The organism is Yersinia sp. IP36721 (genome assembly GCF_003634395.1).
Taxonomy (GTDB): domain Bacteria; phylum Pseudomonadota; class Gammaproteobacteria; order Enterobacterales; family Enterobacteriaceae; genus Yersinia; species Yersinia entomophaga.
Window position 1 is genome coordinate 77,054 of the sequence record NZ_QCZL01000012.1, and the last position, 20,785, is coordinate 97,838.

The following is a 20,785-nucleotide window of genomic DNA, read 5'->3' on the forward strand; positions in this document are numbered from 1 at the left end:
CGATCAAATAATTAATGATCGACAAAGGCAATTTTTAGCACAAAGAGTAACGCCACAACGACGACGCAAGGGCTGATTTCACGCCAACGCCCGGTGCCCAGCTTCATTACGCAATATGCGATAAAGCCTAAAGCGATACCTTCAGTGATTGAGAAGCTGAATGGCATCATGGCGGCAGTCACAAAGGCCGGAACCGCTTCGGTTAAATCATCCCATTTCACTCGAGCCAGGCTGGATGTCATCAGAACCCCAACATAAATCAGCGCGCCAGCGGCCGCATAAGCAGGCACCATCCCGGCAAGCGGTGAGATAAAGATCACCAGCAAGAATAGGATACCCACCACAACAGCGGTTAAACCCGTGCGGCCGCCGACGGAAACACCAGAGGAGCTTTCGATATAAGCGGTTACCGAAGAGGTTCCTACCAGCGCCCCTGCTACAGAGCTGATACTGTCGACGTAAAGCGCCTGTTTCATTCGAGGGAACTTGCCGTTTTCATCCGTCAGACCCGCTTTATCTGTTACACCAATCAGCGTGCCAGATGAATCGAAAAGATTAACCAGCATAAAGGAGAAAATGACGCCTGCCAGACCCAGATTCAACGCACCGGCGATATCCACTTGGCCAACAACGCTGGTGACGCTGGGTGGCATGGAGAAAATACCGTGATACTGCACATCGCCCAACGCCCAGCCGATCAGCGTAGTTACGACGATGGATACCAGCACTGCCGCATGGATATTACGCGAAGCCAATACCGCAATGATAAAGAAGCCTAGCGCTCCCAATAGGACGCTGTGGGAGCTCAGATCGCCCACGGCGACTAGTGTGTCCGGATTTGCTACCACGATACCGGCATTTTTCAGACCCATCATCGCGATAAATAGACCAATACCACTGGTAATACCGACACGAAGGCTCAATGGAATGTTGGCAATCATCCAATAGCGGATGCGGAAAATGGTCAATAGCAGGAAACCGATTGCGCCCCAGAAAATAGCGCCCATCGCCACCTGCCATGAAATACCCATAGCGCCAACGACGACAAAAGCGAAGAAGGCGTTCAGCCCCATAGCGGGAGCCAAAGCAACAGGTAAGTTCGCCAATAATCCCATTAAAATACTGCCAAAAGCGGCGATCAAGCAGGTAGTGACAAAAACAGCCTGCACATCCATACCGGCAACCCCAAGGATTTGGGGGTTAACAAAAACGATATAGACCATGGTCAGGAAAGTCGTCATACCGGCGATCAGCTCAGTGCGCGCCGTTGTTCCATGTTGTTTTAGCTTAAATACGCGTTCGAGCATCCCCTGCTCAACATCAAGGTTTGGTTTACTCATTATCAGAGTCCACAATAGGGGGTGAATAGTCGGCTGCTATCCTATAACAAAACGCGTCAATGTTGAGCCGGATCACACTCTTTTTTAGCTATTTTTCGCAGAGGTTTGTATCAAATAGCCCCGTTTTAACGGCTACTCCACTTAAAAAAAACCGCTGATTTTGACGATTTTCTTACTCAATCGACTGTATTTATTAAATTTGTTATTAATTACCACGCTAATCATGACAATAAACGTCGCAATATTAATCCGTGACGTTAAAGTGGGTTTAAGCGATTTTTACAGCAAGGATTGGTGCTATGTCTCAGATTCAATGCGTCATGTTTGATTGCGACGGAACATTAGTAGACAGCGAAGTGCTATGTTGCCGAGCCTATGTGCTACTTTTTGCCCATTATGGTATTCACCTTTCTCTGGAAATCGTCATTAAGCGCTTCAAGGGCATAAAACTCTATGAAATTATTGAGTGTGTCAGCGATGAATATAATTTAAATCAGCCAGTTACTGAAATGGAGAAAATATATCGACAGGAAGTCGCGCGGCTGTTTGACAGTGAATTGCAACCTATTCCCGGCGCTAACTCACTGTTAAAAAAAATAAATGTGCCAGTCTGTGTGGTATCTAACGGACCGGTCAGTAAGATGGAGCACTCACTGGGACTGACAGATTTACGCCATTTCTTCGCTAATCATTTATATAGTGGCTACGACATTCAGCGCTGGAAACCCGATCCCGCCTTGATTCACCACGCGGCCAATAAAATGCAGGTTCCCGTTGAAGCCTGTATTTTAGTCGAGGACTCGCTGGCAGGCGCTCAGGCCGGCATCGCGGCGGGCATACCGGTTTTTTACTATTGCGCCGATCCCCATAACCAGCCAATCGATCATCCATTAGTCACCACTTTTTACTATATGCAGCAACTTCCTGAGTTATGGCAGCTAAAAGACTGGAAACTGACGAAAAATTAGCTGGCAGACAGCGCCGGTTTATTCCTCCACCAGCGCCATGTTCGTTTAATTGCCCGCGTTTGCGGGCTGAAACGGCGATTGATAACGTTGGCCGATACATCCAAAGTCAGACAAAAAACAAAGTAAATCAGGGCAACGAACAGGAATACCTCCATCGGGTACACCATGCTGCGATTATTAACCTGAGTCGCCAGAAATGTCAGTTCATTCACGCCAACTATATAGGCCAGCGAAGTATCTTTTATCAATGAGATCCATTGATTGATAAACGACGGCACCATCATGCGCAGCGCCTGCGGTAAAACCACGTAAGCCAATACCTGCCAACGGTTAAATCCGAGGGATAACCCCGCTTGCCATTGGCCTTCTCCTATCGCTAGAATGCCCGCTTTTACCGCGTGAGCCAGATAGGCCGAGGCAATCAGCGCCAGCGCACACACCACGGTGGTAATTTCCGGAATATCTACGCCAAAAACGATCGGTAGTAAAAAATAGGTCCAAAAAATCAGCATAATAACGGGGATAGCACGGAAAAACCCTAAAACCGCCGCCAGTATTCCGCCCCATACGCCCCGCGACATCGCCAGCGCTACACCAAGAATAATCCCCAGAGCTGCCGACGCCGCTCCCGCCATCAGGCTAATCGCCAGCGTCAGCGCCGCGCCGCCTAATGGGCCATCGGGGAACGTTCCCCACAACAAATAGCGCCAGTTATCCGCAATAATCGTAAAATCCATCTTAATGCCCTCGCGCAATCAATCGCTGTTGACGCCACATTCCCCAAGCCTCAATCAACGCAATAACCGAGATATACAACAGAGTCGCGACACCGAAGGCCTGAAAGGTGCGTAAAGTTTCAGTTTCAACCTGACGAGATGCATAAGAAAGTTCCGCGACGCCGATCGCCATCGCTAAAGATGAGTTCTTGATTATATTCATGTATTGCCCCAATAACGGCGGCATAGCTATTTTTAGCGCCTGTGGCAAAACGACGTAACGCATGGATTGCCAACCCGTTAACCCAAGAGCGTGAGCAGCATTTTTTTGCCCTTTAGCGACGCCGCTAATTCCCGCACGTAATTCTTCCGCAATAAAAGCCGTGGAATACAAAGTCAGGCCAATAAATCCGGCCAGAAACTCAAATGAAGGCCAGGGCAGTCCCCATCCGGGCAAGGATAATTCATGGGGTGTATTTAACCACTGCATCCATGATGCAGGCAGTAACTGACCGGCGGCGAAATACCAGAAAAAAAGCTGTATTAACAAAGGAGTATTGCGAAATAGCGTACTGTAGGCGATTGCCAACCACAGAAGCAGTTTTAGGTGGCTGTCTCTGGCTGCAGCCAGTACAAAACCCAGCAAAGTCGCAGCGACGACCGTACAGGCGGAGATCCATAGGGTCAGTAAAAAGCCGTCCCATAGCCAGCCAATATAGGGTGAAACCAGCAACCAATCAGTTAACCGATGAAAATTCATATACTTCCGTACCCGTCGGGTTATCGTTCAAATCCATTTGGCGCGACTCTCCCTGTCCTGCAAATAACGCCCTTGCGTAAAACAAATAACCCCGCATTGGCTATCAATACGGGGCATCCAGGCTCAGTGCATCATCGCAAAAAATCAGGCTTTAGGCTGTTGATCCAAAGGTGCAAACTTAAAATCACCGCGCGGCTGGGCAGATTTGGTTTCCGGCCCGAACCAGTGGTTATAAATCTTCACCGCGTCACCGTCTTTCTCCAGTTTTTCCAACGTTTGATTTACCACTGCAGTCAGACGATCCTCACCTTTAGGAATCCCGATGCCTTGGTATTCTTTGGTAATACTGAACGGAGATATTTCAAAATCAGCTTTTTGCGCGGCGGGGACGTTACCCAATAACCCAACTAATTTGGCATCATCCTGAGTAATAGCCTGAACGTTACCATTACGCAAAGCGGTGAAAGCCAGCGGCGTATCATCGTAGGAAATCACTTTAGCTGTGGGATAACGCTCCCGCAGGGTAATTTCTTGTACCGTACCTTTATCCGCGCCGATACGCAGTTTTCCGATGTCTTCCGGCGTTTTTAGTACCCCTTTGCGGGCTATGAATTTCTGTCCCGTGGCAAAATAAGGCAGGCTAAAGTTCACTTGCTTAGCACGTTCATCGGTAATGGTGAAGTTGGCAGCGATCAAATCAACTTTTTTCGATGCTAATAGCGGAATGCGGTTAGCTGGGTTTGTTGCCTTTAGCTCTAGCTTTACGCCTAAATCTTTCGCTATCGCATTCGCCACATCCACATCGTAGCCCACCAGCTTTTTACTTTGCTCATCGATATAGCCAAACGGAGGATTGCTATCAAAAACCGCAATTCGCACCACACCAGCCTGTTTAATATCATCCAGTTTATCGGCGTGAGCCATGCCGGAAAGCGTAGCCAAACTGGCCAACAGCGTTAATGTGATCGCCTGGTGTTTCATGGATAGCTCCTAAGTGATTGATGTGCTGCATTGGCTATAAGCTATCAATTTGTTCTTAGGTCAGGAAATAATATAAAACGCTATATTTATAACCATTTTAACCAAACGAGGAATTTTGAGTATATTGGGCGGGGAGTCAGCGTTTGGGGCAATAAAAAGCCCGGAGAACCGGGCCGATAGCGTTACTTTTTACCTTCGGAAAGCAATTTTTCCAGATCGTCCCCGCCCAAATGACGGAAATCATGACCTTTGACGAAGTAAAAAATAAACTCACAGATATTCTGGCAGCGATCGCCAATACGCTCAATGGAACGAGCGCAGAACAGAGCGGTTAGCACGCTGGGAATAGTGCGAGAATCTTCCATCATATAGGTCATTAGCTGACGAACGATGCCTTCGTATTCCTGATCTACCTTTCGATCTTCACGATAAATTCGGATGGCTTCGTCCAGATCCATACGCGCAAAGGCATCCAGTACGTCATGTAGCATTTGCACCGTGTGGCGCCCCAGAGATTCCAGGCTAACCAACAGCGGCTGATGCTGGTGGGAGAATTTCTCCAACGCCGTGCGGCAAATTTTGTCCGCTACGTCGCCAATTCGTTCCAGTTCGGAAATAGTTTTGATGATCGCCATAACTAAACGTAAATCGCTGGCGGTAGGCTGACGTTTAGCGATGATGCGCACGCAGGCTTCATCAATCGCCACTTCCATCATATTGACCTTTTTATCGCCTTCAATCACTCGCTTTGCCAGTTCACCATCCTGGTTATGCATCGCGGTGATAGCATCGGTCAATTGCTGCTCGACCATGCCGCCCATGGTTAACACCTGGGTACGGATATGCTCCAACTCAGCGTTGAACTGGCCAGAGATATGTTTATTCAGATTCAGGTTATCCATAATACTTCCCGTACGTATAAGCCTATCCCAATAGGCGTAATGAACGCGATCCCGTTGCGGGCGCTCTGGCCGAAAGTCAATCTTCGACCAAATTAACCCGCAGGGTCAGTGTAATAGCCTAATCAGTCAGGCAATCAACCATAGCGGCCGGTGATGTAATCTTCCGTCTGCTTCATCTGTGGCGCAGTAAACAGGGTGTCTGTATCACTGAACTCAATAAGCTCACCCAGATACATAAATGCCGTATGGTCTGAGCAACGCGCCGCCTGCTGCATATTATGGGTCACAATCACCACGGTATAGTCAGACTTCAGCTCGCTGATCAGCTCCTCAATACGCCCGGTAGAGATAGGATCTAGCGCCGAGCAAGGCTCATCCAGCAGTAATACATCAGGGCGAATAGCGATACCGCGCGCGATGCAAAGACGCTGCTGCTGGCCGCCGGACAGACTGTAACCGCTCTGATGCAGCTTATCTTTGGTTTCATTCCACAGCGCCGCTTTGGTCAGCGCCCACTGCACCCGCTCATCCATATCGGCGCGGGACAGATTTTCAAACAGTTTCACGCCAAAAGCGATGTTATCGTAAATCGACATCGGGAACGGCGTCGGTTTCTGAAATACCATACCGACCTTGGCGCGCAGCAGAGCGATATCTTGCTTATCCGTCAGGATATTTTCGCCATCCAGCAGAATGTCACCTTCTGCACGCTGATCCGGATACAGCTGATACATCTTGTTAAAGGTGCGCAGCAAGGTTGATTTGCCGCAGCCTGATGGGCCGATAAAAGCCGTGACCTGATTTTTAGCAATATCCAACGAAATATTCTTCAACGCATGGAATTTACCGTAATAGAAGTTCAAATCGCGAACCTGAATTTTGCTGTTGGTGGTCTCAGTAGCCATACTCATCAAGACTTCTCTCTTTTAGCTAACGCAGCCTAAGCTACGCTTTTGAATTTGGGTGACGTATCAGTATTTTTTCTTCGCGAAAATAACCCGCGCCAGAATATTCAATAGCAGAACGCACAGGGTAATCAGCAGCACACCGGCCCAGGCCAACTGTTGCCATTCGGCAAAAGGACTCATGGCAAACTTAAATATGGTAACCGGTAAGTTGGCTATCGGCTGGCTCATATCGGTACTCCAGAACTGATTGGAGAGCGAAGTGAACAGCAGCGGTGCCGTTTCGCCGGCGATACGGGCTATAGCCAACAGTACGCCGGTAAGGATGCCGGAGATTGACGCCTTCAATGTAATTGCAGAAATCATGCGCCATTTAGGTGTTCCCAAGGCGTAGGCCGCTTCACGTAGGCTATCCGGTACTAGCTTCAGCATGTTTTCCGTGGTTCGTATCACAATAGGCACCTGTAACAGCGCCAGCGCAATAACCCCTGCCCAGCCGGAAAAGTGCTCCATTCTCGCCACCACAATGGTGTAAACGAACAGACCAACCACAATCGACGGCGCAGATAGCAAAATGTCATTGATAAAACGAATGATCTCCGCCAACCACGATTTGCGCCCATATTCAGCCAGATAGATACCGGCCATAATGCCCAGCGGAGTACCGATAACCGTGGCCCATAGAATCAGGAGTCCACTACCGGCAATGGCGTTAGCCAGCCCACCACCAGCGGTATTCGGCGGCGGCGTCATTTCGGTAAACAGCGCCAAAGACATACCGTCTACGCCTTTGGTAATTGTGGAAAATAGAATCCACACCAGCCAGAACAGGCCAAAAGCCATGGTCGCCAGGGATAAAATCAGCGCGAGGCGGTTCTTTTGACGGCGCCACGCCTGTTTCTTGCGACGAGTTTCCAGCAAGGCTGCGTTAGTTTGCATATCCATAGTGGTCATATTAGCGCCCCTCTTTCTTAGCCAGACGCAGAATCATCAGCTTCGACAATGCCAGAACAATAAAGGTGATGACGAACAGGATTAACCCTAGCTCCATCAAGGCTGCGGTATGCAGGCCAGATTCAGCTTCGGCAAACTCATTGGCCAGCGCAGAGGTAATACTGTTGCCCGGCATAAACAGTGAGAAGCTGTCGAGTTGGTAGGTATTACCGATGATAAAGGTCACTGCCATGGTTTCCCCCAGCGCGCGCCCCAGCCCCAACATAACGCCGCCGATCACCCCATTCTTGGTGAAGGGCAGCACAATACGCCAAATCACTTCCCAAGTGGTGCAGCCAATGCCGTAGGCAGACTCTTTCATCATCACCGGCGTTTGTTCAAAGACATCACGCATAACGGAAGCAATGTAAGGAATAATCATAATGGCCAATATCACACCGGCAGCCAAAATGCCGATGCCGAACGCCGGGCCAGAGAACAGCACGCCAACGATCGGAATACCTGAAAGGACATTACCGACAGGTTCCTGAAAATACTTGGCAAACAGCGGCGCAAAGACAAACAGGCCCCACATGCCGTAAACGATACTTGGGATAGCCGCCAGCAGCTCAATAGCGACGCCCAGCGGGCGTTTCAGCCAGTTTGGTGCCAACTCTGTCAGGAATAACGCAATACCAAAACTAACGGGAACGGCAATAATTAACGCAATTAACGAAGTGACCACCGTACCGTAAATCGGTACCAGCGCCCCGAATTGCTCGGCCGGAGCGTCCCACTCTTTGGTCCACAGAAAGGCAAAACCGAATTTTTCGATACTCGGCCAGGAGGCAACAATGAGGGAAATAATGATCCCGCCCAGCAGGAATAGGGTTATTAACGCAGCCAGTTTTACCAGCGCGCCAAATATGATGTCACCGTGCTTGCTCGGTGCTTTGATAGTCGGCTTATAACCAGCCATAGACTCTCTTCTCATCCGGGTGTTATTTCCCTCCCCACACGGGGAGGGACAATTAATGGAACCAATTACAGTTTTTTACTGCTTTATTCGTTTCTATCGAGCTTAGAACAATGCTTTGCCTGAACTGTCTTTTATCTGCGTTTTCCAGGCTGCACGTACCTGCTCAACCACTTCGGCTGGCAAGGTTGCATAATCCAGTTCGCTGGCCTGTTTTGCGCCGTGGGTGTAAGCCCAGTCGAAGAATTTCAGGACTTCAGTGCCTTTTTCAGCATTTTTCTGGTTTTTGTGTAACAAAATGAAGGTAGTAGAAGTAATTGGCCACGCGCCTTCAGCATTCTGGTTAGTCAGGTCCTGAGCGAATGTTTTGCTCCAATCAACGCCTTTCGCCGCTGCACTGAAGTTTTCTTCCGTTGGGCTAACGGCTTTACCATCAGCACCAATGAGTTTGGTGTAAGCCAGATTGTTCTGTTTGGCGTAAGCGTATTCCACATAACCAATAGAACCCGGTAAACGCTGAACGAAAGCAGCAATGCCGTCGTTACCTTTACCGCCTAAACCGGTTGGCCAGTTAACCGTAGAGCCAGCACCGATTTTTTCTTTCCATTCCGCATTCACTTTAGCCAGATAGCTGGTGAAAACGAATGAAGTACCTGAACCATCGGCACGACGAACCACTGCAATATTTTGATCCGGCAGTTTTACGCCTGGGTTCAATTTAACAATAGCTGGGTCATTCCACTTTTTCACATTGCCCAGATAAATATCGCCCAGCGTTTTGCCGTCTAACGTCAATTCACCGGATTTCACGCCCGGCAGGTTGACTGCCAGCACCACACCACCAATAACGGTAGGGAACTGGAACAAACCGTCTGCCGCTAGCTTGTCGTCAGACAGCGGCGCATCAGAGGCACCGAAATCAACGGTATTGGCGATGATTTGCTTTACGCCACCCGAAGAACCAATCCCCTGATAGTTCACTTTGTTACCTGTTTCTTTCTGATAAGAATCTGCCCACTTGGCATACACCGGCGCGGGGAATGTCGCACCTGCACCCGTCAGGCTTGCAGCAGCGAACGCGGACACAGTTGTCATAGATAAAGTCGCTGCCACAATGCTGGCTACGGTGGTACGCATCAGTCTCATAATCCCTCCTAATGGGATATAGGTATCAAACTCAAAATTGTTTTCATCAGATTAAGTATGGTGCAGGAGGGAAAATAGGACAGTTTAGTGACAGAAAAATGTATGAAATATGACAGTTTTATGACAAATCAGAAAAGCAGCGGCAAAACCACCGACAGTCATAGGTTTCATCAAGACATTTTGCCTACCAGCCAGAAATGAACAAAAGCACAAAGCGTGATTTAGAAATCGACGATGACAAACACTATTTAACTAACCGATAAAACGCTATTTATTACAGAATGTGACCAGATACTCTCATAGTATAGTCAACGCCTAAAATTCAGAATATTAGAGGATAAAACCATGAGTATATCTATGGAAAGAGTACAACATGAAATTAGAACCATTCATAGCACTGCAGTGGACCAGAAAAAGGTAACATCCCAAAGTGCCAAAAAGTTATATAACTTAATGAAAGAAATAAAAAACTCACCTCTTAGCTGTAGTCAAGGGTGTAAAACAAACGCAATCAATGATTTAAATAATTTAAATAAAATACTCACTGAACAGAATTCAAAGTTGGTTAATAAAAAAAGCAAAGGAATAAATGCATTACTGAAGAAAATAAATACAGCAAAAGTAGAAGAAAACATAATAAATAATAGTATTTATAGCGTTGGAAAATCATCATACGTACCAATAAATAATGAATTATATGCTTCACAAGAACATATCTATGAATCAATAAGTGATGATATTAATGGCCCAGCAGAACCTATCTACGAATCAATAAATGATGATGTTAATGGCCCAGCAGAACCTATCTACGAATCAATAAATGATGATGTTAATGGCCCAGCAGAACCTACCTACGAATCAATGTATCATGACGTTAATAGTTCACCAGAATCCATCTACAAATCAATGAAAGCAGTAATAACAAATACCGAAAAAGGTACATATTCAAAACCATTTGATAACTATAGTGACAATATATATCAAAAGCCATTTTATGATAAACAAAAATACAGCAACTCGTTACCAATAAATGAATTAAATAATATTGAGAAATACATAGACGAATTGGCGGAAATTGCTGATGATATTATTTTCATCAGAACGCCACCAGGAATACGCCCCCCCAACACCTAATAAAACCCCTGCATCAAGTAATAAATAACACTTTATACAGATTGTTAAAAATAATAAAATACATATATTAAAAGCAAAAATTAATATATAAATAAGATATAGCGATATTTACAGTCAGCTCTTAGAGGCTAAAAATTTTTTTGATAATCAACGAAGCGATACGCAATGAATTTTCATTAGTAGATAATAAGTTGGGTAAAAAAATGCTGTTCAGCAGATCGAGATCTCGCTGAACAGCATATTCATTAGATTTATAGCCCGAAATTACTCAACGGTAACCGATTTTGCCAGGTTACGCGGCTGATCCACATCAGTGCCCTTGATCAGAGCAACGTGGTAAGACAGCAGCTGTAGCGGCACGGTATAGAAGATTGGAGCAATAATGTCTTCTACGTGTGGCAGTTGGATAATTTTCATCCCTTCACTGTCGGTGAAACCCGCGTCCTGATCGGCAAAGACGTACAGCAAACCGCCGCGAGCACGTACTTCTTCGATGTTAGATTTCAGTTTTTCCAACAGATCGTTGTTTGGCGCAACCACAATAACCGGCATATCAGCATCAATCAGCGCCAGAGGGCCGTGTTTCAATTCACCAGCTGCGTAAGCTTCCGCATGAATATAGGAGATTTCTTTCAGCTTCAACGCGCCTTCCATTGCAATCGGGTATTGATCGCCACGTCCCAGGAACAGAGCATGATGCTTATCAGAGAAACCTTCCGCCAGCGCTTCGATAGTTTTATCCAGAGACAGCATCTGCTCAATACGCGCAGGCAGAGCCTGTAACGCATGAACCACATCGTGTTCCAGGCTTTCCGGTTTACCCTTCAGGCGGCCAATTTTAGCCACCAGCATCAGCAAAACGGTCAACTGAGTGGTAAAAGCTTTGGTCGAAGCTACGCCGATTTCAGTCCCAGCTTTGGTCATGAGTGCCAAATCAGATTCACGAACCAACGAAGAGCCTGCTACGTTACAAATAGCCAAAGAACCCAGATAGCCCAGTTCTTTAGACAAACGCAGGGCTGCCAGCGTATCCGCCGTTTCACCAGACTGAGAAAGCGTAATCAACAGACTGTTTGGACGAACCGCTGATTTGCGGTAACGGAATTCAGAGGCAATTTCCACGTCGCAAGGCACACCAGCCAAGGCTTCGAACCAATAGCGAGAAACCATGCCTGAGTTGTAAGAAGTGCCACAAGCGATAATTTGGATATGCTGGACATCAGAGAGCAGCTTATCTGCGTTCGGGCCAAGTTCAGACAGATCGATCAAACCGTGGTTCAAACGGCCTTCCAGCGTGTTTTTAATCGCCATCGGCTGTTCGTAGATTTCTTTCTGCATGTAATGGCGATAAACACCTTTGTCGCCTGCATCATATTGAACCTGAGATTCAATTTCCGCACGTTCGACGGCGTTACCGCTTTTATCGAAGATTTTCACGCTGCGGCGAGTCACTTCAACCACATCACCTTCTTCCAGGAAGATAAAGCGACGAGTTACCGGCAGCAAGGCCAGCTGGTCAGAGGCGATAAAGTTTTCGCCTACGCCACAGCCGATCACCAGCGGGCTACCGGATCGCGCTGCTACCAGCGTACTTGGGTCACGGCTATCCATCACTACGGTACCGTAGGCACCACGCAGCTGAGGAATAACGCGTTTCACCACATCCAGCAAAGAACCGCCCTGTTGCTGCTCCCAGTGCACCAGATGAGCAATAACTTCGGTATCGGTCTCAGAATTGAACTTATAGCCGCGGCTAATCAGCAATTCACGTAATGGTTCGTGGTTTTCGATAATGCCGTTATGAACGACGGATATATATTCAGAAACATGCGGGTGAGCATTCGATTCTGAAGGTTCGCCGTGAGTCGCCCAACGCGTGTGTGCAATACCTGTGCCACCGTGCAGTTCCGTGCTTTCTGCCGCATCGGACAAAGCCTGAACTTTCCCCACGCGACGCAAACGGGTCATATTACCTTTGGCATCAACTACCGACAGACCGGCAGAGTCATAGCCACGGTATTCCAAACGGCGCAAGCCTTCGATCAGAATCTCAGCAATATCACGTTGCGCTACTGCGCCAACAATTCCACACATCAGTTTAATTCCTATTTAAGGTTCTTTGAAAAGAACCCATTCGATGCCAGTGACCTGATTTTCCGGATTTTCCGGGTTCCCCGAGCCTGTAGAGTTTGGGGATTATTATGTTTTGCTCGATATTCTCAGCCGTTAGTCGCTAAAAAAATCGAGCAAAACATTCCTTTCATGGCATGACACCATGAAAGGATATGAATCAGCTTTTTTTGACCGGACGCTTCCAGCCTTGGATATTGACCTGCTTAACGCGGCTCAATACCAGCTCATTTTCAGCCACGTTACGGGTGACAGTAGTACCAGCGCCGATAGTGGCACCTTTTTCGACGGTAACAGGGGCTACCAGTTGGGTATCAGAACCAACGAAGACATCATCGCCAATAATGGTTTTAAACTTGTTCTTACCATCATAGTTGCAGGTGATGGTTCCTGCGCCGATATTCACATCTGCGCCGATTTCAGCATCGCCTAAATAAGACAGGTGGCCAGCTTTAGAGCCTTTACCCAAACGCGTTTTCTTCAGTTCGACGAAGTTGCCCACGTGAGCCCCCTCAGCCAGCTCAGCGCCAGGACGAAGACGGGCAAACGGCCCAACGGTACAGGCGTTATCCAAACGAGCATCTTCCAGCACGCTGTAAGGACTGATTTCGCAATCATCGCCAATCACGCAATTTTTCAACACACAGCCGCTGCCGATGCGAACCCGATTGCCTAACGTCACTTTGCCTTCGATGATAACGTTGGTGTCGATGGTGATATCACGGCCATGAGTTAACTCACCGCGCAGATCAAAGCGAGCAGGATCTAACAGCATTACGCCCGCCAGCAGCAGTTTTTCCGCTTGTTCAGACTGGAAATCACGTTCCAAAGCAGCCAATTGCAGACGGTTATTAACGCCTTCAACTTCACTTAGGCGGGAAGGATGTACGGCTTCAATCTTTTTACCGTCAGCATGTGCCAGAGCGATAATATCGGTGATGTAAAACTCACCCTGCGCGTTGTTGTTATCCAGCATAGACAACCAGCGCTTCAGATCGCGCCCGTTAGCCACCAGAATACCCGTGTTAACTTCGTTAATATCACGCTGGGCTTCGCTGGCATCTTTATGCTCAACGATACCGACCACTTCGCCGTTTTCACGCACGATACGGCCATAACCGGTTGGATCGTCCAACTTAACCGTCAGTAGCCCGATACCGCCTTCTGGTTTAGCCGCAACCAAACGCTGCAAGGTATCCACAGAGATCAGTGGTACATCGCCATACAGCATCAAAATATCTTCATCATCAGAGAAATGAGGCGCAGCCTGCTGCATCGCATGGCCCGTACCCAGTTGCTCAGCCTGTAACACCCAGTTTAATGCCGGATCGCTCAGCGTCTTTTTCAGTAAATCGCCACCGTGACCATAAACCAGATGAACATTGCTGGAACCCAGCTTCATCGCAGCATCAATAACATGCTGAACCATAGGCTTGCCGGCCAATGGATGTAATACCTTGGGAAGGTCGGAATACATGCGCGTTCCCTTGCCTGCGGCAAGAATAACTACGCTCATTGTGCTGTTAGACATAAGCAACCTGATAACTCCAATTGAATTGACGGAAGTAAACCCGTTTACCGATAAAATTACTACATATTTCTCAGCGAAAAACGCCGCAAACCCACACCGTTAAAGGATTGTTTCACTTAGCGAAAATCCAAAAAAAAGCGAGAGATACTGTCTGCGATCGACGACGTTTTACCACTTTTATCGGCTGAGAAAACCTAACTCTATCGCGCAATAAAACACTTATTTTACGGCAAGAAACAAGATAATTCAGAAAGAAAACGCCTTCCTCATAATCAACTCTCGCCGAAATAAGACATCCCCCCAAAGGCTAACGATGCTTTTGCATTGAAACATCATTACCGACTTTATATATCCGATAATAGTTATACGGATCGCACCTTATTAAGTAAGGTTTAACAATCTTAAAAACACAATGAAATGACCGATTGAATAGGAAAAACCGAGAGGCGAGATCGAAGAATAAAGAGAATCATGGGATTCGCAGAAAAGAAAAATGCCAGTCAGCTTGCGCTAACTGGCACCTTATTACTCTATCAGTCAGGCCGCTTTAGGCAACCTGACTCGATAAAGTTACATCGCTTTACGGGTCAGTTCGATTACGCGTAATTTCGCAATCGCCTTCGCCAGTTCAGCGGATGCCTGAGCATAGTCGACATCACCGTGGGAATTGTTGATATGGGCTTCGGCTTTGCGCTTAGATTCCAGCGCCTTAGCTTCGTCCAGATCGGTTCCGCGAATAGCAGTGTCAGCCAATACGATCACAACGCTCGGTTGCACCTCAAGGATGCCGCCAGAAAGATAGATAAACTCTTCCTCACCGAACTGTTTAACAATACGTATCATGCCAGGCTTAATGGCAGTGAGCAGCGGGGCATGGCCAGGGAAAATACCCAGCTCACCTTCACTACCCGTCACCTGAATCTTTTGCACTACGCCTGAGAACATTTTCTTCTCGGCGCTCACAACGTCCAGATGGTAAGTCATTGCAGCCATGTCACCCTCCAGTCAACAGCGTTACAGTTTCTTGGCTTTTTCCACTGCTTCTTCAATGGTGCCAACCATGTAGAACGCCTGCTCCGGCAGGTGGTCATAGTCGCCATTCATGATGCCTTTGAAACCACGGATGGTATCTTTCAGCGACACGAATTTACCCGGAGAACCGGTGAAGACTTCTGCCACGAAGAACGGTTGAGACAGGAAGCGCTGGATTTTACGCGCACGGGATACAACCAGTTTGTCATCTTCTGACAACTCGTCCATACCCAGAATCGCGATGATATCTTTCAGCTCCTGGTAACGTTGCAGAATAGACTGCACGCCACGCGCTACATCGTAGTGTTCCTGACCAACAACCAATGGATCAAGCTGACGGCTGGTGGAATCAAGCGGGTCAACCGCCGGGTAGATACCCAGAGAGGCGATTTGACGGCTCAATACCACTGTTGCATCCAAGTGAGCAAAGGTGGTTGCTGGTGATGGGTCAGTCAAGTCATCCGCAGGTACGTAAACGGCCTGTACGGAGGTGATTGAACCCGTCTTGGTGGAAGTAATACGTTCCTGCAACACGCCCATCTCTTCTGCCAGCGTTGGCTGGTAGCCTACCGCAGATGGCATACGACCCAGCAGTGCAGATACTTCTGTACCGGCCAAGGTATAACGGTAAATGTTATCGATGAACAGCAGTACGTCACGACCTTCATCACGGAATTTCTCCGCCATGGTCAGGCCGGTCAATGCTACGCGCAGACGGTTACCCGGTGGCTCATTCATCTGGCCATAAACCAGTGATACTTTGTCCAGAACGTTGGAGTCAGTCATTTCATGGTAGAAGTCGTTACCCTCACGAGTACGTTCACCCACGCCGGCAAAGACAGAATAACCTGAGTGCTCGATCGCGATGTTACGGATCAGCTCCATCATGTTTACTGTTTTACCTACACCCGCACCACCGAACAGACCGACTTTACCGCCCTTAGCGAACGGACAAATCAGATCCATTACCTTGATACCGGTTTCCAACAGATCCTGCGAGCTGGCAAGCTCTTCGTAAGAAGGCGCTTCGCGGTGGATTGCCCAACGCTCTTCTTCACCGATGGCACCTTTCATGTCGATTGGGTCACCCAATACGTTCATGATACGGCCCAGAGTAGCTTTACCTACTGGCACTTCAATTGGGTGTTCCAGGTTGATTACTTTCAACCCACGGCTCAGACCATCGGAAGAGCCCATTGCGATACAACGAACAACACCGCCGCCCAGCTGTTGCTGAACTTCTAGCACTAGCTTGGAAGCCGTGCCTTCGACCTCAAGGGCGTTGTACACTTTTGGTACAGCGTCTTGGGGGAATTCGACGTCCACTACGGCGCCGATTACCTGGATAATCTTTCCAGTAGCCATCTTGAATCCTCTACGTAATACATTTACCCGTCATACTTCACATTGCTGACGCGTTGGCTGTCTTCTTTCACTCCCGCTGCTTACTTCAAGTAAACACCCGGAGGCTCGCTCAGTTGCCGCCTTCCCGCAATATGAACTATTTGGGGTAATAGCCTGGTTAAACCGCGGAGGCTCCCCCGACGATCTCGGTGAGTTCCTGAGTGATGCTGGCCTGACGAGCCTTGTTGTAAACCAACTGCAGCTCTTTGATCAGGCTACCGCCGTTATCGGTGGCGGCTTTCATCGCTACCATTCGCGCGGCCTGTTCGCTGGCCAGGTTTTCAACGACGCCCTGATAAACCTGTGATTCCACATAGCGACGCAGGAGGGTATCCAGCAACGCTTTAGGATCGGGTTCATACAGGTAATCCCAGGATTTCTTCTTCAGCTCGCCGTCTTCCGCAGGCGGAAGAGGTAACAGCTGCATGATCCGTGGTTCCTGAGACATTGTGTTGATAAACTTGTTATTTACTACATACAGTTTGTCCAGGCGGCCTTCATCGTAGGCTTGTAGCATCACTTTCACCGGCCCGATCAGTTCTGACAGAGAAGGGTTATCCCCCATGCCAGTAACCTGAGCAACAATATTGCCGCCCACGGAACCGAAGAAAGATGCCGCTTTGGAACCAATCAGGGCAAGATCGCACTCAACGCCTTTCTCGGACCAAGTTTTCATCTCAGCCAACAGTTTTTTGAACAGGTTAATGTTCAAACCACCACATAGACCACGGTCTGTAGAAACCACCAGATACCCGACGCGTTTCACTTCACGTTCGTCCAGGTAGGGGTGTTTGTATTCCAGATTACCTAACGCGAGGTGACCAATCACACTGCGCATCGTTTCTGCATAAGGACGGCTGGCCGCCATGCGTTCCTGCGATTTACGCATTTTGGAGGCGGCGACCATCTCCATGGCTTTGGTGATCTTTTGCGTGTTTTGCACGCTGGCGATCTTGGAACGTATCTCTTTTGCGCCGGCCATTTCTGCTTCTCCTCATTGCCAGACGGCCTGCTTTCCTAACGAAAAGCAGGACCGAATAGCGTTACCAGGACTGGGTTGCCTTGAATGTGTCGAGGATGCCTTTCAGCTTGGCCTCGATCTCATCGTTATACGCGCCAGTTTGGTTGATTTGTTGCAGAAGCTCAGCGTGCTCACGGTCAGCAAAAGCTAACAGCGCAGCTTCAAAGCTACCCACCTTCGCCAGCTCGATATCACCCAGATAACCACGTTCAGCTGCGAACAGAACCAGAGACTGCTGTGCGACAGACATCGGCGCATACTGTTTCTGTTTCAGAAGCTCGGTCACTTTCTGACCGTGGCTCAGCTGTTTACGTGTTGCATCATCCAGATCGGATGCGAACTGGGAGAACGCGGCAAGTTCACGATACTGTGCCAGAGCGGTACGGATACCACCGGACAGTTTTTTCATGATCTTGGTCTGCGCTGCACCACCCACACGAGATACGGAGATACCTGGGTTTACCGCAGGACGAATACCGGCGTTAAACAGGCTGGATTCCAGGAAGATCTGACCATCGGTAATCGAAATTACGTTGGTCGGAACGAACGCGGAAACGTCACCTGCTTGCGTTTCGATGATCGGCAGAGCGGTCAAAGAACCGGTTTTACCTTTCACTTCACCCTTGGTGAATGCTTCAACGTAGTCCGCGTTGACACGCGCAGCACGTTCCAGCAAACGGGAGTGGAGGTAGAATACGTCGCCAGGATAAGCTTCACGGCCTGGTGGACGACGAAGCAGCAAGGAGATTTGACGATATGCAACGGCCTGTTTGGACAGGTCATCATAAATAATCAGCGCATCTTCACCGCGATCGCGGAAATATTCACCCATGGCACAACCGGAGTAAGGTGCCAGGTATTGCAATGCTGCAGATTCAGACGCGGTAGCAACAACCACAATGGTGTTAGCCAAAGCGCCGTGTTCTTCCAGTTTGCGCACTACGTTTGCAACAGTAGAGGCTTTCTGGCCGATAGCAACATACACACATTTGATGCCGGAATCGCGCTGGTTAATGATCGCATCAATCGCCAGAGCAGTTTTACCGGTTTGACGGTCACCGATGATCAATTCACGCTGACCACGACCAATTGGAATCATGGCATCAACGGATTTATAACCAGTCTGAACGGGTTCATCAACGGATTGACGTTCGATAACGCCAGGTGCAATAGCTTCAACGGCTGAGAAGCCGTCGTTTTCTACCGGACCTTTACCATCAATAGGTTCACCCAGAGTATTGACAACGCGACCCAACAGGCCACGACCGACAGGAACTTCCAGGATACGGCCAGTACATTTAACCTTCATGCCTTCAGCAAGATCGGCGTACGGACCCATAACGACTGCACCAACGGAGTCTCGCTCCAGGTTCAGTGCGATAGCGTAACGGTTGCCTGGCAATGCGATCATCTCGCCTTGCATAACTTCAGCCAAACCGTGCACGCGGATGATCCCGTCGCTGACGGAAACAATAGTACCTTCATTGTGAGCTTCGCTCACCACATTGAACTGAGCAATGCGCTGCTTGATCAGTTCGCTGATTTCGGTGGAATTCAGTTGCATATGCTCCAGTCCCCTTAAGACTGCAAGACGTCTGCCAGGCGTTCAAGACGACCGCGAACGCTGCCATCTATCACCATATCGCCTGCGCGTATTACGACGCCGGCCATTACAGACTTATCAATTTTGCAATTCAGCTTAACTTTGCGTGACAGACGTTTTTCCATCGCAGCGGCAATCTTAGCCTGCTGTTCGTCACTCAGTGCACTCGCAGAGGACACTTCAACGTCGACGGTAGACTCTAACGAGGCACGCAGTTGAATAAACTGCTGCAGCACCTCAGGAAGAACCAGTAAACGGCCATTCTCCGCCATAACTCGGATAAAGTTCTGTGCGGGCACATCGAGTTGATCACCACAAACGGCAATAAACGTTTTCGACATTGATTCAGGTGCAACTGCACCTGAAAGCAATTCGGCAATCTGTTCATTGCGCGTTACCTGAGCGGTAAACGCCAGCATTTCCTGCCAATGTTCAACCGCCTGGTGCTCAACAGCAAAGTCAAAAGCTGCTTTGGCGTAGGGGCGAGCTACAGTTACAAATTCAGACATCAGCCCCTCCCTCCTTACAGTTCAGCGACCAGTTTATCAACGATGTCGCTGTTAGCAGCTTCATCCACGGAACGTTCGATGATCTTCTCGGCGCCAGCTATTGCCAACATCGCGACTTGCTTACGCAACTCTTCACGAGCGCGCTTACGTTCGGCGTCGATCTCTGCCTGCGCTTGCGCCACGATTTTGTTACGTTCCTGTTCAGCTTCAGTTTTAGCTTCATCAAGGATCTGAGCTTTGCGTTTAGACGCCTGCTCGATGATCACCTGAGCTTCTGCTTTCGCTTTCTTCAGTTGGTCGGTCGCATTGGCTTGCGCTAAGTCCAAATCTTTTTTGGCACGCTCTGCAGAAGAGAGACCGTCAGCAATTTCTTTTTGACGCTTCTCGATGGCAGCCATAATTGGCGGCCATACGTACTTCATACAAAAGATGACAAACAGGACAAACGCGATGGCCTGGCCGAGGATTGTTGCGTTAAGATTCACAGCACAATGCCTCTTTCAAAGTTAATAGTTTGGTGTAGTTTCACAGTAGAGAAAATCTCTACTTACGCGACAGCAAACATCACGTACAGACCCAGACCAACAGCGATCATTGGGATGGCGTCAACCAGACCCATGACGATAAAGAACTGTGTACGCAGCAGAGGAATCAGGTCAGGCTGACGTGCAGCGCCTTCCAAAAATTTACCACCCAGGATGCCGATACCGATCGCAGCACCGATTGCCGCTAAACCCATCATCACAGCGGCAGCCATGTACAGCAGATCCATATTCAGGTTTTCCATGACAGTC

20 protein-coding genes are annotated in these 20,785 nt (G+C 48.5%); 2 read left to right on the forward strand and 18 right to left on the reverse strand.

Translation table 11 applies throughout. The features are described 5' to 3' along the window. Nucleotides 1–11 precede the first annotated feature (11 nt). Entirely contained in the window at nucleotides 12–1,340 is a 1,329-nt protein-coding gene (locus DBA33_RS11740) for an NCS2 family permease (RefSeq protein WP_064515965.1), read from the reverse strand. Nucleotides 1,341–1,639: 299 nt separating this feature from the next. On the opposite strand from DBA33_RS11740, the gene yieH reads away from it, so the two are divergent. Further along, entirely contained in the window at nucleotides 1,640–2,308 is a 669-nt protein-coding gene (gene yieH, locus DBA33_RS11745) for a 6-phosphogluconate phosphatase (protein WP_120806534.1), read from the forward strand. Here the strand turns inward: yieH and DBA33_RS11750 are convergent. The 8 genes from DBA33_RS11750 to pstS all read right to left on the reverse strand — a co-directional run bounded on the left by DBA33_RS11750 (nucleotide 2,305) and on the right by pstS (nucleotide 9,627). Continuing rightward, nucleotides 2,305–3,045 (reverse strand): amino acid ABC transporter permease, encoded by a 741-nt coding sequence (locus tag DBA33_RS11750; protein ID WP_064515969.1) that lies wholly within the window; start codon nucleotides 3,043–3,045, stop codon nucleotides 2,305–2,307. The two genes, yieH and DBA33_RS11750, sit on opposite strands and share 4 nt — an antisense overlap. A gap of 1 nt (nucleotide 3,046) precedes the next feature. After that, entirely contained in the window at nucleotides 3,047–3,784 is a 738-nt protein-coding gene (locus DBA33_RS11755; protein WP_120806535.1) for an amino acid ABC transporter permease, read from the reverse strand. Between the two features lie 144 nt (nucleotides 3,785–3,928). Then, a complete protein-coding gene (locus DBA33_RS11760) occupies nucleotides 3,929–4,765 on the reverse strand; it encodes an ABC transporter substrate-binding protein (protein WP_064515973.1) in 837 nt (278 codons plus the stop codon). Between the two features lie 182 nt (nucleotides 4,766–4,947). After that, complete coding sequence (gene phoU / locus DBA33_RS11765; RefSeq protein ID WP_049597424.1) at nucleotides 4,948–5,667, reverse strand: phosphate signaling complex protein PhoU; 720 nt, start codon at nucleotides 5,665–5,667, stop codon at nucleotides 4,948–4,950. Between the two features lie 134 nt (nucleotides 5,668–5,801). Further along, entirely contained in the window at nucleotides 5,802–6,578 is a 777-nt protein-coding gene (gene pstB / locus DBA33_RS11770; protein ID WP_064515974.1) for a phosphate ABC transporter ATP-binding protein PstB, read from the reverse strand. A 60-nt stretch (nucleotides 6,579–6,638) separates the two neighbouring features. Beyond that, the gene (pstA, locus tag DBA33_RS11775; protein ID WP_049597426.1) at nucleotides 6,639–7,526 is read right to left on the reverse strand and encodes a phosphate ABC transporter permease PstA; all 888 of its coding nucleotides are present in this window, start codon (nucleotides 7,524–7,526) and stop codon (nucleotides 6,639–6,641) included. Between the two features lies 1 nt (nucleotide 7,527). After that, nucleotides 7,528–8,484, reverse strand: a complete 957-nt coding sequence (gene pstC / locus DBA33_RS11780; protein ID WP_049597427.1) for a phosphate ABC transporter permease PstC — start codon at nucleotides 8,482–8,484, stop codon at nucleotides 7,528–7,530. 102 nt (nucleotides 8,485–8,586) lie between these two features. Then, on the reverse strand, nucleotides 8,587–9,627 hold the full coding sequence (pstS, locus tag DBA33_RS11785) for a phosphate ABC transporter substrate-binding protein PstS (protein ID WP_064515978.1): 1,041 nt from the start codon (nucleotides 9,625–9,627) through the stop codon (nucleotides 8,587–8,589). 345 nt (nucleotides 9,628–9,972) lie between these two features. Between pstS and DBA33_RS11790 the strand changes: the two genes are divergently transcribed. Next, nucleotides 9,973–10,761: a hypothetical protein gene (locus DBA33_RS11790; RefSeq protein WP_120806536.1), complete on the forward strand. Its 789-nt coding sequence runs from the start codon at nucleotides 9,973–9,975 to the stop codon at nucleotides 10,759–10,761. A gap of 264 nt (nucleotides 10,762–11,025) precedes the next feature. Here DBA33_RS11790 and glmS read toward each other — a convergent pair whose 3' ends face one another. The 9 genes from glmS to atpE all read right to left on the reverse strand — a co-directional run bounded on the left by glmS (nucleotide 11,026) and on the right by atpE (nucleotide 20,778). Continuing rightward, nucleotides 11,026–12,855, reverse strand: a complete 1,830-nt coding sequence (gene glmS, locus DBA33_RS11795) for a glutamine--fructose-6-phosphate transaminase (isomerizing) (RefSeq protein ID WP_064515982.1) — start codon at nucleotides 12,853–12,855, stop codon at nucleotides 11,026–11,028. Nucleotides 12,856–13,051: 196 nt separating this feature from the next. Further along, nucleotides 13,052–14,422, reverse strand: coding sequence for a bifunctional UDP-N-acetylglucosamine diphosphorylase/glucosamine-1-phosphate N-acetyltransferase GlmU (glmU, locus tag DBA33_RS11800; protein ID WP_064515984.1), 1,371 nt, complete (start codon nucleotides 14,420–14,422; stop codon nucleotides 13,052–13,054). 570 nt (nucleotides 14,423–14,992) lie between these two features. Further along, the gene (locus DBA33_RS11805) at nucleotides 14,993–15,415 is read right to left on the reverse strand and encodes a F0F1 ATP synthase subunit epsilon (RefSeq protein WP_038242203.1); all 423 of its coding nucleotides are present in this window, start codon (nucleotides 15,413–15,415) and stop codon (nucleotides 14,993–14,995) included. 21 nt (nucleotides 15,416–15,436) lie between these two features. Continuing rightward, nucleotides 15,437–16,819: a F0F1 ATP synthase subunit beta gene (gene atpD / locus DBA33_RS11810; protein WP_049597432.1), complete on the reverse strand. Its 1,383-nt coding sequence runs from the start codon at nucleotides 16,817–16,819 to the stop codon at nucleotides 15,437–15,439. Between the two features lie 157 nt (nucleotides 16,820–16,976). Then, the gene (atpG, locus tag DBA33_RS11815; protein ID WP_120806537.1) at nucleotides 16,977–17,840 is read right to left on the reverse strand and encodes a F0F1 ATP synthase subunit gamma; all 864 of its coding nucleotides are present in this window, start codon (nucleotides 17,838–17,840) and stop codon (nucleotides 16,977–16,979) included. Nucleotides 17,841–17,901: 61 nt separating this feature from the next. Beyond that, the gene (gene atpA / locus DBA33_RS11820) at nucleotides 17,902–19,443 is read right to left on the reverse strand and encodes a F0F1 ATP synthase subunit alpha (protein ID WP_004393033.1); all 1,542 of its coding nucleotides are present in this window, start codon (nucleotides 19,441–19,443) and stop codon (nucleotides 17,902–17,904) included. Between the two features lie 14 nt (nucleotides 19,444–19,457). Continuing rightward, nucleotides 19,458–19,991 carry a F0F1 ATP synthase subunit delta gene (gene atpH, locus DBA33_RS11825; RefSeq protein WP_064515986.1) on the reverse strand — a complete coding sequence of 178 codons (534 nt, stop codon included), beginning with the start codon at nucleotides 19,989–19,991 and terminating at the stop codon, nucleotides 19,458–19,460. A gap of 14 nt (nucleotides 19,992–20,005) precedes the next feature. Next, complete coding sequence (gene atpF, locus DBA33_RS11830; protein ID WP_049597435.1) at nucleotides 20,006–20,476, reverse strand: F0F1 ATP synthase subunit B; 471 nt, start codon at nucleotides 20,474–20,476, stop codon at nucleotides 20,006–20,008. A gap of 62 nt (nucleotides 20,477–20,538) precedes the next feature. Next, entirely contained in the window at nucleotides 20,539–20,778 is a 240-nt protein-coding gene (gene atpE, locus DBA33_RS11835) for a F0F1 ATP synthase subunit C (RefSeq protein ID WP_000429386.1), read from the reverse strand. Between the last annotated feature and the right edge of the window lie 7 nt (nucleotides 20,779–20,785).